Consider the following 13396-nt stretch of genomic DNA (forward strand, 5'->3'; position numbering starts at 1 on the left):
GCCGCAACGGTGAGAAATCAGAGATCACGCGAACTTCCGGACGGTCATATCGAGCGTGTCGAGGTCGAGGATAGGGGCGTAACCGGAATCGGGATCGATGTTGACGGACTTCTGGAAGTCGGTCTGCGCCTGCCAACAGCCGGAGTTGACCGCGAGGACGTTGTGGTACTTCCCCCAACCGAGCTTGTGGACGTGGCCGGTGTGGAACACGTCGGGGACGTTCTCGATGACGAGGTAGTCGCGTTCCTCGGGCGCGACCCGAGTGTGACCCCCGAACTGGGGAGCGACGTGCCGCTTTTTGAGGAGCTGGTACATCGCTTTGTGCGGTTCGTCGTAGCTCGCTTTCTCCTCGGGGAGCTCCGCGATCACCTCGTCGAGGGAAACGCCGTGGTACATCAGGACATCGACGCCTTCGACGGAAACCGTCGCCGGGTTCGACACGATCCGCGCGTCGTGGACGTCCATGATTGAGCGGAGCTCGTCGTTGAATCCCGGCTGTGGCTCCGCGAGCCGAACCGCGTCGTGATTCCCGGGGATCATGACGATCTCGGTGTCAGCGGGCACCTCCTTCAGGTGTTCCGAAAACGCCTCGTACTGGTCGTAGATATCGACGATCTCCAGCTCTTCGTCCTGATTTGGATAGACGCCGACGCCCTCGACCATATCGCCGGCGAGCAGGACGTATTCCACCGGGTCCGCTTCCGGCGTGTGCAGCCAGTCTGTGAAACGGCTCCACGCGTCGGCCATGAACTCGTCGCTGCCGACGTGGATATCGGAGATGAGCGCGGCCTGGACGTGACGGTCCGCGCCGCCCGTTCGATGGGTTCGAGGGATGTCGGGGAAGTGTAGCGAGTCGGCGAAGAGGATCCCCGAGTCGTCGGCGAGCGTCCCCTCGACCGCGACGCATTCGTCCATGAGGATCTCGTCGACGACGTCAGCGAGCCCCTTGTCCTTCATAATCAGCGCGGGGAAGGTCCCGGTGGTGTCCTCGAGTTCCACGAGCCAATGGCCGGATTTGGTGGATCGAACGTCGTTGACGAGGCCGATCATCGCGGCCTCGCTTCCGCCGGGCATGTTCGCAATCGCCTCTGCAGGACGGTGATTCACCCGACCGCGGAGCAGTTTGGAGAGCCGTTCGTATCGATCACGGAACGTGCGGACGAAGTCCCGATATTCGCCGGTTCCCGTACTCCGACCGGTCATGTCATTGCCGATCTCTAGCTGACGGCGGTCGAAATCGTGGGGACGAGCGGATTCGGTCTGAGAGGCGAGAGTTTGATCGGAGTCCGGGGTCTGATCGGAGTCCGGGGTCTGATCGGAGTCCGAGGTCTGATCGGAGCCTGGAGTTCGATCTGGTGTCTCGGATTCGACGGTCTCACCGGTTCGAGCGACCGCTCCTGCTTCGGACCCCTTCGTTTCAACTGGAGATCGCTCCGCAGAGGCACCTCCACGGTCCGATCCCGCTGCTGATTCGAGAGACTCTCGAACGTGGTTCGCGGTGATACGGAGGGCATTGTCGGGAGCATCGCCGACGACCGAGTCGAGAGCCGCATCGGGGTCGGACGCACCCGCTAACAGCGTGACGGCTTCGCGTTCCGCGTTGTATCCCCGACGAGCCAATTCCTTGACGATTCGGGCGTTCGACTCCAGCGGCACGACAGTTGAAACGGGAGTACGGCTCAAAACGATTCCGGAGCACCCCGAATCCCGGTAGTGATATCACGAAGCGGCCAGACCCGGAAGCTTATAGCGAAAACCCGCCAATCCGATGGTAATGGACGAAGGGGATCGGTCGGAAACCGGGGGCGAACCTGGTGACCGGATAGATCCGGACACCGAAGAGACCAGCGGCCGTGAGGATGCGAGCGATCAGAATCCCGACGCCGAACCGGACCGAATTTCCAGTGTTGAGGCTGCAGAGCAGAACGCCGACTCCCCGTCTACGAATCGGACCGCCGACCCGCAGTCGACCGACCGAGACGCCGACCCGCAGTCGACCGACCGAGGCTCGGGCTCGGCACCGACCGCTTCCGGTGGAGCTGAGGCCTCCGACGAAGCGAACGAAGCCGAGGAACGGGACACCCGCACAGAGACGCACGCTGCGAGCGGTCCGGACGATTCAAACTCCAGAATCCGCGAGACGGGAGTTGAGGGAAAGGGTGGGATTCGCACGACCCGTGAGAGTTACCCTCCGGAAACCCGACGCACCGACGACCGCGAGAGTTTGCGCCACCGCTTCCGTCACGACAACGAGGGCGCACTGATGTGGATTCGGGAGATGCTGTCGAGCGTCGCCATCGTGCTTGTGTTGGGACTCCTTTTATTCGCCCTCAGCGGCGTGTGGCCGCCGATGGTCGCAGTGGAGTCCCCGAGTATGGAACCCAATATGAACACCGGCGATCTCGTGTTTGTGACGGATCCGGGGCGGTTCGCGCCCGACGCGGCTAGCAATGATATCGGAGTGGTGACCTACGAGGAGGGCGTGGCAGCTGACTACCGGACCTTCGGGTCGTACGGGTCGGTCGTGATCTTCCAACCACCCGATCGGATCGCGTCGCCGATCATTCACCGAGCGATGTTTCACGTGGAGGAGGGCGAAAACTGGTACGAACGAGCCGATAGCCGATACCATAGCGCCGACAACTGCGGTGAGCTCCAGCACTGCCCCGCTCCGCACGGCGGCTTCATTACGCTCGGAGACAACAACGGGAGGTACGATCAGGCGAGCGGGCTCGCCGAACCGGTTCGATCGGAGTGGGTGACCGGCGTGGCGCGAGTTCGTGTTCCGTATCTCGGCTACGTCAGACTGATTGCGACCGGCCAAGCGGAACCGGGTGATGTGTTCGCGATGACCGGTGGATTTCGGGTCGATAACACCGCTGATAAGGGCCTAGTTTCGGGTGGAACAAACGGCTACGAGACGGTTCAAACAGCCGGATAGTCGACGGCTACGACGGGTGCGGAGCGTGGATCAGTTATCGAATCGAGCCTGCACGAACGGCTGTGCGTTCTCGATATCGCCGAGCCGTGAGTCCGAGAGCAGGACCGCCTCCGTCTCTTCGACGGGGACTGAGAGACCCATTTCCTTCGTGCGACCGTAGCGACCCTTTGAGACGACGACAGCGTTGACGATCCCGAGCATGTCGAGCTCGCTGATGAGGTCGGTGACCCGACGCTGTGTGAGCACGTCGGCGTCTATCTCCTCGCACAGTCGCTTGTAGATGTTGAACACTTCACCGGTATTGATGTTGTGGACTCCATTCTTTTCGAGCAGTATTACGGCAAATAGAACGATTTTGCTCTGCGTCGGGAGGGTCCGAACCACTTCGACGACGCGGTCGAGTTCGATCTTGTCCTGTGCCTGCCTGACGTGTTTCTCGGCGACGATTTCGGCTTGAGATCGTTCCGCGAGCTCACCGGCGGTCCGAAGCAGATCGAGCGCCCGGCGGGCATCGCCGTGCTCCTGTGCGGCGAACGCGGCACAGAGTGGGATCACGTCGTCGGTGAGTGCGTCTTGTTTGAACGCGATGTCGGCGCGGTGTTGGAGGATGTCCCGGAGTTGGTTCGCGTCGTACGGGGGAAAGACGATTTCCTCCTCGCCGAGGCTGGACTTGACCCGGGGATCGAGGAAGTCGGTGAACTTCAGGTCGTTCGAGATTCCCATGATCGAGATCCGGGATTTTCCCAGCTCGGAGTTCATTCGCGAGAGGTTGTAGAGCGTGTCGTCACCGCTTTTTTCGACGAGTTTGTCGATCTCGTCGAGCATGATCACGACCACGCGCTCGTGATAGTCAACCGCCTCGAAGAACGTCGAGTAGACGCGATCGGTCGGCCACCCTGTCATGGGGACCTCGACCATCTCCTCGGCGTCGGTTTCGAGGTCGCCGATTCGCTTGTCGAGGTCGTCGAGCGTCGCGAACTCCGTATCGGTGAGGGCGGTCGGATCGTCGGTGGCCGCCGTCCGAAGCTCGCGATAGTGCTCGAGTCGGTCGGCAATAACGCGCTGGTTCTTCTCGATGAACGTATTAGCGAGCTGCGCGAGGACGCGGTACTGCGTGTCGGTCACTTCGCAGTTAATGTACTCGACCTCACACGGAACATCGTATTTTTGTGACGTCGATTCGAGCTCCTGGGAGACGAACTTCGCCGACGCGGTCTTTCCGGTTCCCGTCTTCCCGTAGATTAAAATGTTTGAGGGGGTTTCTCCACGCAGCGCGGAGACAAGAATCGTGGCCATCCGGTTGATCTGGTCGTTCCGATGCGGGAGTTCGTGAGGGGTGTAGGACGGACGGAGAACCTCTTTGTTTTCGAATATCGGTTCTCCTGAGAGGAGGTCGTCGAACAGTCCTTGGTTGTCACCGTCGTCGTCAAGGACGACGCCGTCGAAGTCAACATCGGGGGATGAGCGGTCTCTCCCGCCGTTTTCGCCGACATCGATGTCTGTGGAAACGTCGTTCGTCGAAACGCTTCGACCGGGAGTATTCGGAGTGGGAGATTCAGTGGAGTCGGGAGGAGAGGCCGTTGAGTCGGATTCGGGAGTCGACAGGTGCGAAACGGCGGAGTCGTCGGAACGCGAAGAGTTTTCGGAGTCGGTGTCGACGTCTTGGTTGCCGTCAGGATCAGAACTCGATCGATCGTCGACTACCTCACTCTCGGACTGATCGCCGGCTGCCTCGCTGTCGTCTTCCGATTCGTCGGCCTGTGATGTCTTATCTCCTTCGTCCATGTGAACCCCTCTGTTTCAGGTGGAAGTCGGCGAGGTGGAAACGACGTGTGTCGTATTTCGGGCTGAGACCCCGATATTCGACACGTATCTCAGTCGAATACGTCCAGTTGATGCAGTCGAAACAGATGAAGAGGTGGTACTAAAGTTTTGCTCTCTCACTCTGTCGACTCGAAGCCTGTCCGTCTTGGGCGTGATACACCGACGATCGCAGATTGTCGATTCGATCGACATATCTCGACGACGGATCCGGACAACGACAACAGCGGGATGGCGTCGTTGGTATCTGCAATCGGTATCTGTAACCGGTAGCTGTAACCGGTATCTCCTCTCGAGAGTGGATGTGTTAAGTGCCAGTATCAATCAGCACTGACCGCGCTCGAGTCGAATCGTCGTTCGACAGCGTCTCACACTTACTTGAACAGTGGCGTCGATGTGTATTTGAGCCGTTTGTGTTCCAACCCCCCCACCCCTTTGTTTCGGGTGGAACGTGTTGACGGTGGGGAGGGGGGTGAGCAGGGAATTATTATAAACCGGTGGTTTTATATCTAATAGATATAAACAGTACCCTCGACAATCCACACCAATTATATTTGTTTAGATCTAAGTTATTTTATTTTGTTTTAGGTCCGTAATATATATGCGGCACTATCTTCTCCGCTCTTCCCCCTCTACCAGACGCGTGTTCCACCCGAAACAAAGGGGTGGGGGGAGATGAGACAAAGGGGCGGGAGAAGGGACAAAGGGGTGGGAGAATGTGAGAGAGGGAGAAAGTGACTCGACACAAGTTGTACGGACCGGGTTGCACGAAACCGGCTGCACCAGCGTGTAATTCGATGACATGGCACCTCATTTCAGACGATAGAAACAAACCTCGGTATCCGACGTATCGATACGTCACGGCCGGAATATCATTGGATCAGGTGTGTCTGACGCAGTTCTTAAGTGAGAGGGGATTGGACTCTACCATAATTCCCCGAATGCACGCTGGATGACGCGGTATCGGGTGTTAGCACACCTCAGGTAATCATTCAGCAGAGGGCGTTTGGGAGAGAACACAGAATTGGAGGTTAGGATGGGACTGCTCACGAATCTCAAAGATAGCATATCACGGGTCACAGACGGTCTGTTCGCGGCCGACGAACCCAAACGAATCGGGATCTACGGACCGCCGAACGCCGGTAAGACGACCCTCGCGAATCGGATCGCACGCGACTGGACGGGTGACGCCGTCGGGCCGGAGAGCCACATTCCACACGAAACCCGACGCGCCCGTCGGAAAGAGAATGTGGAAATCGAACGCAACGGGCGGACGGTCACGATAGACATCGTCGACACACCGGGCGTGACCACCAAGGTCGACTACAAGGAGTTTCTCGACCACGACATGAATAAAGACGACGCGGTCCGACGCTCCCGCGAAGCCACCGAGGGCGTCGCGGAAGCGATGCACTGGCTCCGCGAAGACGTCGACGGCGTCATTTACGTCCTCGACTCCACGACCGATCCGTTCACCCAAGTGAACACGATGCTCATCGGTATCATCGAATCACAGGATCTCCCGGCTCTCATCCTCGCGAACAAGACCGACCTCCCCGGATCGGACGTCCAGCAGATCGCGAACGCGTTCCCGCAACACGAGACGATCCCGCTGTCGGCACTCGAAGGCGAGAACATGGACGAAGTGTACACCAAAATCGCGGAGTACTTCGGCTGATGCCTGGCTCCACCCCAAACGTCGATGGCGGCACGCCTCCCGGAGAGGGCTCGCCTTCCGGTGAGGACGGCTCGGACGACGGCGTCCGTATCGACATGATCAGTGGTGCACGCATGGAAGGGCTCACGGGAATGGAGAAGATCCGGCTCATTCTCGATGGCGTCCGCGACGGCAACATCGTCATTCTCGAAGAGGGGCTTTCCCCCGACGAGGAGTCGAAACTGATCGAAGTGACGATGACCGAGATCAGTCCGGACGACTTCACCGGTATCGAGATCGAGACGTACCCCAAAGCCGAAACCGGTGATCAGAGCTTCCTCGACAAGCTGATGGGTCGAAAGTCCGCACAGAAGCTCACCGTCATCGGTCCGGCGAACCGAATCGAGACACTACACAAAGACGAGAACCTAATCAGCACGCTCGTCTCCCGCAAATAGATGCCGCACCAGTGCACCTCTTGTGGGCGGACGTTCCCCGACGGATCGAAGGAGATGCTCTCCGGCTGCCCGGACTGTGGCGGAAACAAGTTCCAGTTCCAGCCGAAGGGATCGCAGACCGAAGTCGACCCCACTTCTCCTACTGACGACAAAGCGGCGCCGTCCGAAACTGTCGACTCGACAGCGTCCGAAACGGTCGACTCGACAGCGTCCGAAACGGTCGACTCGACGGGGTCTGAGACCGAAACAGCTGACTCGCCGCCGCCGGAATCCGAAGCGCAGACGCCATCTGAGCAACCGACCGAAACGCCGACGCCCCCGGAAGACTCGACAGCCGACCATCGGTCCGATTCGTCCGCAAAGACATCGGCGCAGTCACCACCGTCCGACGGCTCGGAACAGGTTGACGATCGCGCTGCAGAGGACACCGCGCAAGCAAGCGCTCGGTCAGATATCGTTTCACCCGACGAACTGAACCGGGCCAGCCAGGATATCGACTCCACAGCGGCAGACGATTCGTCGGACTCAGAAACTCAATCGGGTCCACGCCCCGATATCGGCCAACTCCGTGACGAGCTCAACGAGCAGTTCGAAAGCATTCGTATCGTGAGTCCCGGGACGTACGAGCTCAACCTGATGGAGTTGTACGATCGTCAGGAGTACATCATTTCCCTACAGGAAGACGGACGGTACGTTATCGAGATGCCGGACGCGTGGGGCGTGTCAGACGAATAATTTCAGACCCGCTTTTGCTATCTCTTCTGAATAACGGTCTGTACTTGAACAGAACCGATGTACCGATCAGATGATCGGTCTCGATCGCCTACTTCTACTTTCACCGACCGAACCGGTCGCATTGGCGACCATTGTCGAAGAAGACACAGTTATGCGGCTTCCTCCGCTACGGGTGCGCATGTCTATCGATCGTGCGTCCAGCGTGGGGCCCCATCCGGTCTTCTCCCGCATACAACAGATGATGCGGCCGCGATTGCAACCGACGGGATTGACCGGAAATCGGACGGAGCAGACCGATAACGGGGTAGTCGTATGCGCGTAGTCGCCAAGTTCGGCGGTACGAGCCTCGGCAGCGGCGAGCGCATCGAACGAGCGGCCGACTCCGTTGCGAGCGCCGTCGAATCGGGCCACGAAATAGCCGTCGTCGCGAGTGCGATGGGCTCGACGACCGACGATCTCCTCGACGACATCACGTTCGAGACGGACGACGCCGACCGAGCGGAGATCGTCTCCATGGGCGAACGGACGAGCGTGCGGATGCTGAAAGCCGCGCTCTCCGTCCGCGGTATCGACGCGCTCTTCCTCGAACCCGGTCACCCCGACTGGCCCGTTATCACCAACGAACTCGGCGAAGTCGACGTCGAGGAGACGAAAAAGCGCGCACACGCACTCGCCGAGCGTCTCGACGGCGTCGTGCCGATTCTTACCGGATTCCTCGCGGAAGATCACGACGGCAACGTCACCACGCTCGGTCGCGGCGGCTCCGACACGACCGCCGTCATGCTCGGCAATTACATGGACGCCGACGAAGTCGTTATCGTCACCGATGTGGAGGGCGTTATGACCGGTGACCCGCGTGTCGTCGAGGGGGCCCGCAACGTCGGTCAGATCACCGTCGACGAGCTTCGGAACCTCTCGTTCCGTGGCGCCGAAGTCGTTGCGCCGTCCGCGCTTTCGTACAAGGACGGCGACCTCGACGTTCGCGTTGTCCACTACCAGCACGGCGACCTCCTCAGAGGCGGGACCCGAATCGAGGGCGAGTTCGAGAGCCTGATCGACATGCGTGAGGAGCCGCTCGCCTGTCTCACAATCGCGGGTCGCGCTATCAGGAATCGCTCCGGAATCCTGTCGGAGCTCGCGAACGCCCTTCGTGAGGAGAATATCAACATCGACGCGGTGGCCTCCGGAATGGACTCGGTCACGTTCTACGTCGATGTCGACGTCGCTGAGACCGCCGAAGCGCTCCTCCACGAGGCGGTCGTCGCTGACGAGGCCCTCTCGTCGGTGACCGTTGCGGACCCGATCGCCGTGATTCGAGTGACCGGTGGTGAACTTCCCAACCAGTCCGGGGTCATGCACGACATCATCGCTCCGCTCGCGGACGCCGGAATCAACATCATCGATCTCATCACGAGTGCGACATCCGTCGCCGTCTTTGTCGATTGGGACGATAAGGAGGCTGCACTCGAAATCGTTCAAGCCGGCTTCGACTGACTTCTCAATTCTGCGACGGACCGGGTACCATTCGGGGGTTGCCCGCGCTGAAAGTGCGTACGTCTCAAGAGCGAGTGCTCCGCAAGAGCAGGTGTTCCTCAAGAGCAGGTGTTCCTCAAGAGCAGGTGTTCCTCAAGAGCAGGTGTTCCTCAAGAGCGGACGCGTCCTGAATTCGTTTCGTACGTAGTCGCGTATCCTCGTCGGCTACGACTCGTCCTCGTCACTCTCCTCCGGTTCAACCTGGTATCGGGTGGTCGCGCGCCCGTCGAACCGCGGTCCCGAGCCAGTTCGCTCGAATCCGATGGCCTCGATCAACTCACCCGTCCGCTCATCGTTTGGCACGACAACCTCGACGCTCATTCCCTCTCTGTTCGCAAAACGGCGAGGCTCTTCGAATAACCGACGAATCACTGACTCGTCGCCGTTGAAGTCTGTCACGTGGACGGTCTCTCCGTGCACGTCGAACGCGACGAACCCCGCTACAGTCGAACGATCGTCACTGTCACCTTCGGTATCGTCGGGTCCTTCCGACACCGCGACCCGGACCGACCGCTCATGGATCATGTCGAGTACGGCCGCACGCGGGCGATCGACCGCCCCGGCCAGCGTCTCGGCGTCTGATTCGAGTGCGTCACGAATCCGCATACCATCGATTTCCTACCTGTCGGTATAAAATCGCCGACGCGGGCCAACTGTATCGGCGGGGACTAGATGGTTTTAAACGACGGGCGGACGCAAGGTCGCGTATGAGCAAACCCACCAAGATCGTTCTCGGAACGATCAGCGTATCGGCCGTCCTCTCGGTTCTCATCATCCTCTCGTACGTCTTCGGGTGATACTCTCGCCTCAGCGCGTCTTCGGGTGATACTCTCGCCTCAGCGCGTCTTCGGGTGATACTCTCGCCTCAGCGCGGGGAGGATGTCAACACCCGCGTCGTTTCCGGTCGAATAGCTCTCAAGCGAGGTCTTGACCTCTTTCACACCTCGACGGCGACGTTGCCCTCGTCGTCGAGCTCGATGACTCCTTCGAACAGCTCTCGGAAGCGATCGAGCGTCGCGACCTCGTGTACCTCCTCGGAGAGGTGAAAGATACCGACGGCGTCGTGTTCGTCGAGCAGTCGGAGGATGTCGGCTGCGGCGTCGTACACGGCGTCGTCGTCGGCGTAGTACGCCATCTCTGTCAACGAATCGACGGACACTCGGCGTTTCCCCTCGTGTTCGGTCAGGAACCGCTCGACGCGATCGACGACCCCGTCGAGGTCGTCGGGCGCGGAGACGTAGTACACGTCGTCGGTCGACCGTCGCGAGTAGCCTCGCTCGACCGAGAGCGTGTCGAGAATCGTCGCCTTCGTCTCGTCGACGTCGTAGTACTCCAACTTCTGTTCGACCTCGCGGGCGGTCGTACGAGTGGAGACGACGAGGAACGCGTCGGTGTCCGTCTTCAGAAAGTCCGTGTCGATCCGGTCCGTCTCGCCGATGCTCGGATGAATGAGAAGCAGTCCGGTCCCGCCGGAAATCGTTTCGGGTCCGTTCTCGATGGCGAGCGCATAGTCCATAAACGTGGAAATCGCCGGACCGACTTAACGATGCGGGCCGTCGGTATCGGGTCGGAGTCTGTCGGAATCGGTGCGGAAGCAGAGACTCGGCATCGACACGGGAACAGCGACCGTCGAAATCGCTCTCACTCTCGGCGCGCACCCGGGCAGTTTTTTCAATCTCGCCCACGTCGATTCGATAGATGCCCGCTCACGACTCGGCCCGGGACGTGTACCGTCAAGCGCTCCCGGTGATACTCGTCAGTCTGATCGCCGGGCTGTTCGCGGGTACCGTCCTCGGGTCGGAGACGATGCGCGAGGGTATCTCCGACGTCCCGGGGCTCCTCTTGTTGCTCCCGGCGTTCCTCGCCACCCGCGGCGGCGTCTACGGCTCGCTCGGTGCTCGACTGTCGACTGGCCTCCACCAGGGGCTGATCGAGCCACAGTTCCAACTGGACCGCCGCCTTACGAATGCGATCGTCGCCTCGTTCATCAACGGGATGACCGTCTCCGTGTTCATCGCGGTGATCACCTACCTCTGGCTGCGGCTGTTCGGCGGCGCGGGTAACCTCCTCGAACTGGTCGGAATCATGATGATCGCCGGATTCCTCTCCGCGGTTCTCATGATCACCGTACTCATCTCGGTCATCTTCGTCGGGTATCGACGCGGACTCGACCCGGACAACGTGATCGGTCCGGTCGTGACGACGCTGGGGGACGTGTTCGGAATCTTATTCCTGCTCGTCGGAGTGTACGTCGTGGGGACCGTACTGTGAGCGACTCGGAGAGGACGGGCGCGACTGACGCTAACTCGGCGATCGCAGACGAGTGGTCGATCCGCCGGATCGTCCGCACGATGGTGCCGCTGTTGGCGGCGCTGTCGGTGCTCCAACTCGTCTCGGGGTCGGTACTCGAAACCTACGAGGAGATCCTCGTCCAGAATCCGGCGCTGCTCGTGTTGGTCCCGGTCCAGATCGGCACGGCCGGTAACCTCGCGTCGATCACCTGCTCCCGGCTCACGACCCAGCTCCACCTCGGTACCTACGAACTGAGTCTCACGAACCCCGACCTCCGAGCGAACACCGTCGCCGTGTTCGCGCTCGCTGGAACCGTTTTCGGAGCGGTGGGAATCGCGGCGTGGGGGATCGGCGTCGCCCTCGGCGGGACGCTCGGACTGGGCCGCGTTCTCCTCGTCTCGCTCGTCTCCGGAATGCTCCTCGCCGTGCTCGTCGTCGTGACGAGCGTCGCCGCGGTGGAGGGGTCGTACCGGGTCGGCGTCAACCCCGACGACGCCACGATCCCGATCGTCACCAACGTCTGCGACATCGCCGGCGTACTAATTCTCTTCGCGGTCGTGTCGGTCGTCGTCTGAGCGGGACGGCGGTTTCCGCTCCCGCTTTGCGCCCTCAAAAGACGCTGTCCGCAGTCGCCGCGCCGACGACGCTGAACACCGCGCCGACCGAGACGGCTTTGAACGTCGTCGCCCACAGTTCGATCCCGGATATCCCTTCTTCGACGAGGAACGTGTCCGGCGCGTCGAACAGCACGGCGAGCACGAACACGGAACCGAACGCGACGGTCAACAGCGAGAGAAACCGGATCGGGATCCCGATAACGCTGCGCTCGCTCTTCGGGTCCCGATCGGTGTCGGCCCGATACAGCGCCGCGTAGCCGATCATCGCGACCACGCCGGCGGTCAGCGCGGCTTGGATCCAGTTCATCCCTGCGGCGAGCACCCACACTTCCTCCGTGACGACGAACGGCCCCGCGAGCAGGAACCCACCGACAGCCTGCTGTGCGGAGTCGGCGACGCGGAACCGCGGCCGGCGCAGTCCCTTCGGCTTCTTCATACCCGGTGCAGTCGCGGCCCCGGTATAATCTCCTCGGCTTCGCGTTGGCTCGACGCTCGGTCCAGCGTCGATTCGGGGCTCGGGTCGACGCTGACTCTCTCTGCCTCACCCAGCCATCCAGTCGACCGTCTCCGAACGGACTTTCACCCGCCCCCGCGTCTCCGCGGGTATGAGCGTTCGCGAGGAGTTCGACCAGTGGGCGACGTCGGGTAAGGACCGCGGCATGGAGGACCGTCACTGGCACACCGCCAAACACGTCCTCGCGCGTATGCCCGTCGAGGAAGGCGACGCCGTCCTCGATCTGGGGACCGGCTCCGGCTACGCCCTCCGCGCGCTCCGCGAGCGCGGGATCGGCTCCGGGTACGGGCTCGACGGTGCGCCCGAGATGACGCGCAACGCCCGGAGCTACACCGACGACGACGCGGTCGGATTTCTCGTCGGTGACTTCGACGCGCTCCCGTTCGCCGACGACTCGCTGGACCACGTCTTCTCGATGGAGGCGTTCTACTACGCCGCCGACCCGCACAACACGCTCCGAGAGATCCGGCGGGTGCTGAAGCCGGGCGGCACGTTCTACTGCGCGGTGAACTACTACGACGAGAACGAGGCGAGCCACGCGTGGCAAGACAACATCTCGGTGGAGATGACGCTCTGGTCTCGCGAGGAGTACCGCGAGGCGTTCCGCGACGCGGGACTGTACGTCGCCGAGCAGGACAACATACCGGACCGCGAGATCGAGATTCCGCCCGAGTCCGCGTTCCCGACCGACGACTGGGAGTCCCGCGAGGCGATGGTCGACCGCTACCGCACGTGGGGGACGCTGTTGACGGTCGGCGTCGCGCCTTGATGTGTGGATTTGTTTATAAGTAGGTGCTGGCGCGGTGAACTCTTCTACATTTTCAGCCG

The 13396-nt window shown here is 61.0% G+C and carries 14 protein-coding genes; 9 read left to right on the forward strand and 5 right to left on the reverse strand.

Going from position 1 to position 13396, the window contains the following annotated elements; translation table 11 throughout:
- Positions 1–24: 24 nt before the first annotated feature.
- Complete coding sequence (locus tag ACNSN4_RS08650) at positions 25–1656, reverse strand: DNA-directed DNA polymerase II small subunit (protein WP_418285416.1); 1632 nt, start codon at positions 1654–1656, stop codon at positions 25–27.
- A gap of 118 nt (positions 1657–1774) precedes the next feature.
- On the opposite strand from ACNSN4_RS08650, the gene ACNSN4_RS08655 reads away from it, so the two are divergent.
- Positions 1775–2941, forward strand: coding sequence for a S26 family signal peptidase (locus ACNSN4_RS08655; RefSeq protein ID WP_418285417.1), 1167 nt, complete (start codon positions 1775–1777; stop codon positions 2939–2941).
- A gap of 30 nt (positions 2942–2971) precedes the next feature.
- Here the strand turns inward: ACNSN4_RS08655 and ACNSN4_RS08660 are convergent, their stop codons facing one another.
- Complete coding sequence (locus ACNSN4_RS08660; protein WP_418285418.1) at positions 2972–4726, reverse strand: Cdc6/Cdc18 family protein; 1755 nt, start codon at positions 4724–4726, stop codon at positions 2972–2974.
- A 1072-nt stretch (positions 4727–5798) separates the two neighbouring features.
- Between ACNSN4_RS08660 and ACNSN4_RS08665 the strand changes: the two genes are divergently transcribed.
- From ACNSN4_RS08665 to ACNSN4_RS08680, 4 genes are all read left to right on the forward strand, one after another.
- Positions 5799–6440 carry an Era-like GTP-binding protein gene (locus tag ACNSN4_RS08665; protein ID WP_418285419.1) on the forward strand — a complete coding sequence of 214 codons (642 nt, stop codon included), beginning with the start codon at positions 5799–5801 and terminating at the stop codon, positions 6438–6440.
- Positions 6440–6877, forward strand: coding sequence for a DUF2073 domain-containing protein (locus ACNSN4_RS08670; RefSeq protein WP_418285420.1), 438 nt, complete (start codon positions 6440–6442; stop codon positions 6875–6877). The genes ACNSN4_RS08665 and ACNSN4_RS08670 overlap by 1 nt, the downstream gene beginning before the upstream one ends.
- On the forward strand, positions 6878–7612 hold the full coding sequence (locus ACNSN4_RS08675) for an OapC/ArvC family zinc-ribbon domain-containing protein (RefSeq protein WP_418285421.1): 735 nt from the start codon (positions 6878–6880) through the stop codon (positions 7610–7612).
- 312 nt (positions 7613–7924) lie between these two features.
- A complete protein-coding gene (locus ACNSN4_RS08680; protein WP_418285422.1) occupies positions 7925–9106 on the forward strand; it encodes an aspartate kinase in 1182 nt (393 codons plus the stop codon).
- Between the two features lie 204 nt (positions 9107–9310).
- Here ACNSN4_RS08680 and ACNSN4_RS08685 read toward each other — a convergent pair whose 3' ends face one another.
- Positions 9311–9751, reverse strand: coding sequence for a hypothetical protein (locus ACNSN4_RS08685; protein WP_418285423.1), 441 nt, complete (start codon positions 9749–9751; stop codon positions 9311–9313).
- Between the two features lie 101 nt (positions 9752–9852).
- Here ACNSN4_RS08685 and ACNSN4_RS08690 point away from each other — a divergent pair, with 101 nt between their 5' ends.
- On the forward strand, positions 9853–9942 hold the full coding sequence (locus ACNSN4_RS08690) for a hypothetical protein (protein ID WP_418285424.1): 90 nt from the start codon (positions 9853–9855) through the stop codon (positions 9940–9942).
- 140 nt (positions 9943–10082) lie between these two features.
- Here the strand turns inward: ACNSN4_RS08690 and ACNSN4_RS08695 are convergent, their stop codons facing one another.
- Positions 10083–10661: a DUF7090 family protein gene (locus ACNSN4_RS08695; RefSeq protein ID WP_418285425.1), complete on the reverse strand. Its 579-nt coding sequence runs from the start codon at positions 10659–10661 to the stop codon at positions 10083–10085.
- Positions 10662–10843: 182 nt separating this feature from the next.
- On the opposite strand from ACNSN4_RS08695, the gene ACNSN4_RS08700 reads away from it, so the two are divergent.
- Together ACNSN4_RS08700 and ACNSN4_RS08705 are read left to right on the forward strand one after the other, a co-directional pair.
- On the forward strand, positions 10844–11416 hold the full coding sequence (locus ACNSN4_RS08700) for a magnesium transporter (RefSeq protein ID WP_418285426.1): 573 nt from the start codon (positions 10844–10846) through the stop codon (positions 11414–11416).
- Positions 11417–11496: 80 nt separating this feature from the next.
- Positions 11497–12012 (forward strand): magnesium transporter, encoded by a 516-nt coding sequence (locus tag ACNSN4_RS08705; protein ID WP_418285552.1) that lies wholly within the window; start codon positions 11497–11499, stop codon positions 12010–12012.
- A gap of 34 nt (positions 12013–12046) precedes the next feature.
- On the opposite strand, the gene ACNSN4_RS08710 is transcribed toward ACNSN4_RS08705, so the two are convergent.
- A complete protein-coding gene (locus ACNSN4_RS08710; RefSeq protein ID WP_418285427.1) occupies positions 12047–12490 on the reverse strand; it encodes a DUF2391 domain-containing protein in 444 nt (147 codons plus the stop codon).
- A gap of 169 nt (positions 12491–12659) precedes the next feature.
- On the opposite strand from ACNSN4_RS08710, the gene ACNSN4_RS08715 reads away from it, so the two are divergent.
- Positions 12660–13337 carry a class I SAM-dependent methyltransferase gene (locus ACNSN4_RS08715; RefSeq protein WP_418285428.1) on the forward strand — a complete coding sequence of 226 codons (678 nt, stop codon included), beginning with the start codon at positions 12660–12662 and terminating at the stop codon, positions 13335–13337.
- Positions 13338–13396 lie beyond the last annotated feature (59 nt).

Origin of the sequence: Halorubrum marinum, assembly GCF_048381195.1 — an archaeon.
Lineage (GTDB): Archaea > Halobacteriota > Halobacteria > Halobacteriales > Haloferacaceae > Halorubrum.

Coding starts and splice junctions, on each gene's coding strand:
- ACNSN4_RS08655 (WP_418285417.1), top strand. CDS start 1,775: ATGGACGAAGGGGATCGGTCGGAAACCGGGGGCGAACCTGGTGACCGG.
- ACNSN4_RS08705 (WP_418285552.1), top strand. CDS start 11,497: ATGGTGCCGCTGTTGGCGGCGCTGTCGGTGCTCCAACTCGTCTCGGGG.
- ACNSN4_RS08690 (WP_418285424.1), top strand. CDS start 9,853: ATGAGCAAACCCACCAAGATCGTTCTCGGAACGATCAGCGTATCGGCC.
- ACNSN4_RS08685 (WP_418285423.1), bottom strand. CDS start 9,751: ATGCGGATTCGTGACGCACTCGAATCAGACGCCGAGACGCTGGCCGGG.
- ACNSN4_RS08680 (WP_418285422.1), top strand. CDS start 7,925: ATGCGCGTAGTCGCCAAGTTCGGCGGTACGAGCCTCGGCAGCGGCGAG.
- ACNSN4_RS08665 (WP_418285419.1), top strand. CDS start 5,799: ATGGGACTGCTCACGAATCTCAAAGATAGCATATCACGGGTCACAGAC.
- ACNSN4_RS08675 (WP_418285421.1), top strand. CDS start 6,878: ATGCCGCACCAGTGCACCTCTTGTGGGCGGACGTTCCCCGACGGATCG.
- ACNSN4_RS08695 (WP_418285425.1), bottom strand. CDS start 10,661: ATGGACTATGCGCTCGCCATCGAGAACGGACCCGAAACGATTTCCGGC.
- ACNSN4_RS08710 (WP_418285427.1), bottom strand. CDS start 12,490: ATGAAGAAGCCGAAGGGACTGCGCCGGCCGCGGTTCCGCGTCGCCGAC.
- ACNSN4_RS08660 (WP_418285418.1), bottom strand. CDS start 4,726: ATGGACGAAGGAGATAAGACATCACAGGCCGACGAATCGGAAGACGAC.
- ACNSN4_RS08700 (WP_418285426.1), top strand. CDS start 10,844: ATGCCCGCTCACGACTCGGCCCGGGACGTGTACCGTCAAGCGCTCCCG.
- ACNSN4_RS08715 (WP_418285428.1), top strand. CDS start 12,660: ATGAGCGTTCGCGAGGAGTTCGACCAGTGGGCGACGTCGGGTAAGGAC.
- ACNSN4_RS08670 (WP_418285420.1), top strand. CDS start 6,440: ATGCCTGGCTCCACCCCAAACGTCGATGGCGGCACGCCTCCCGGAGAG.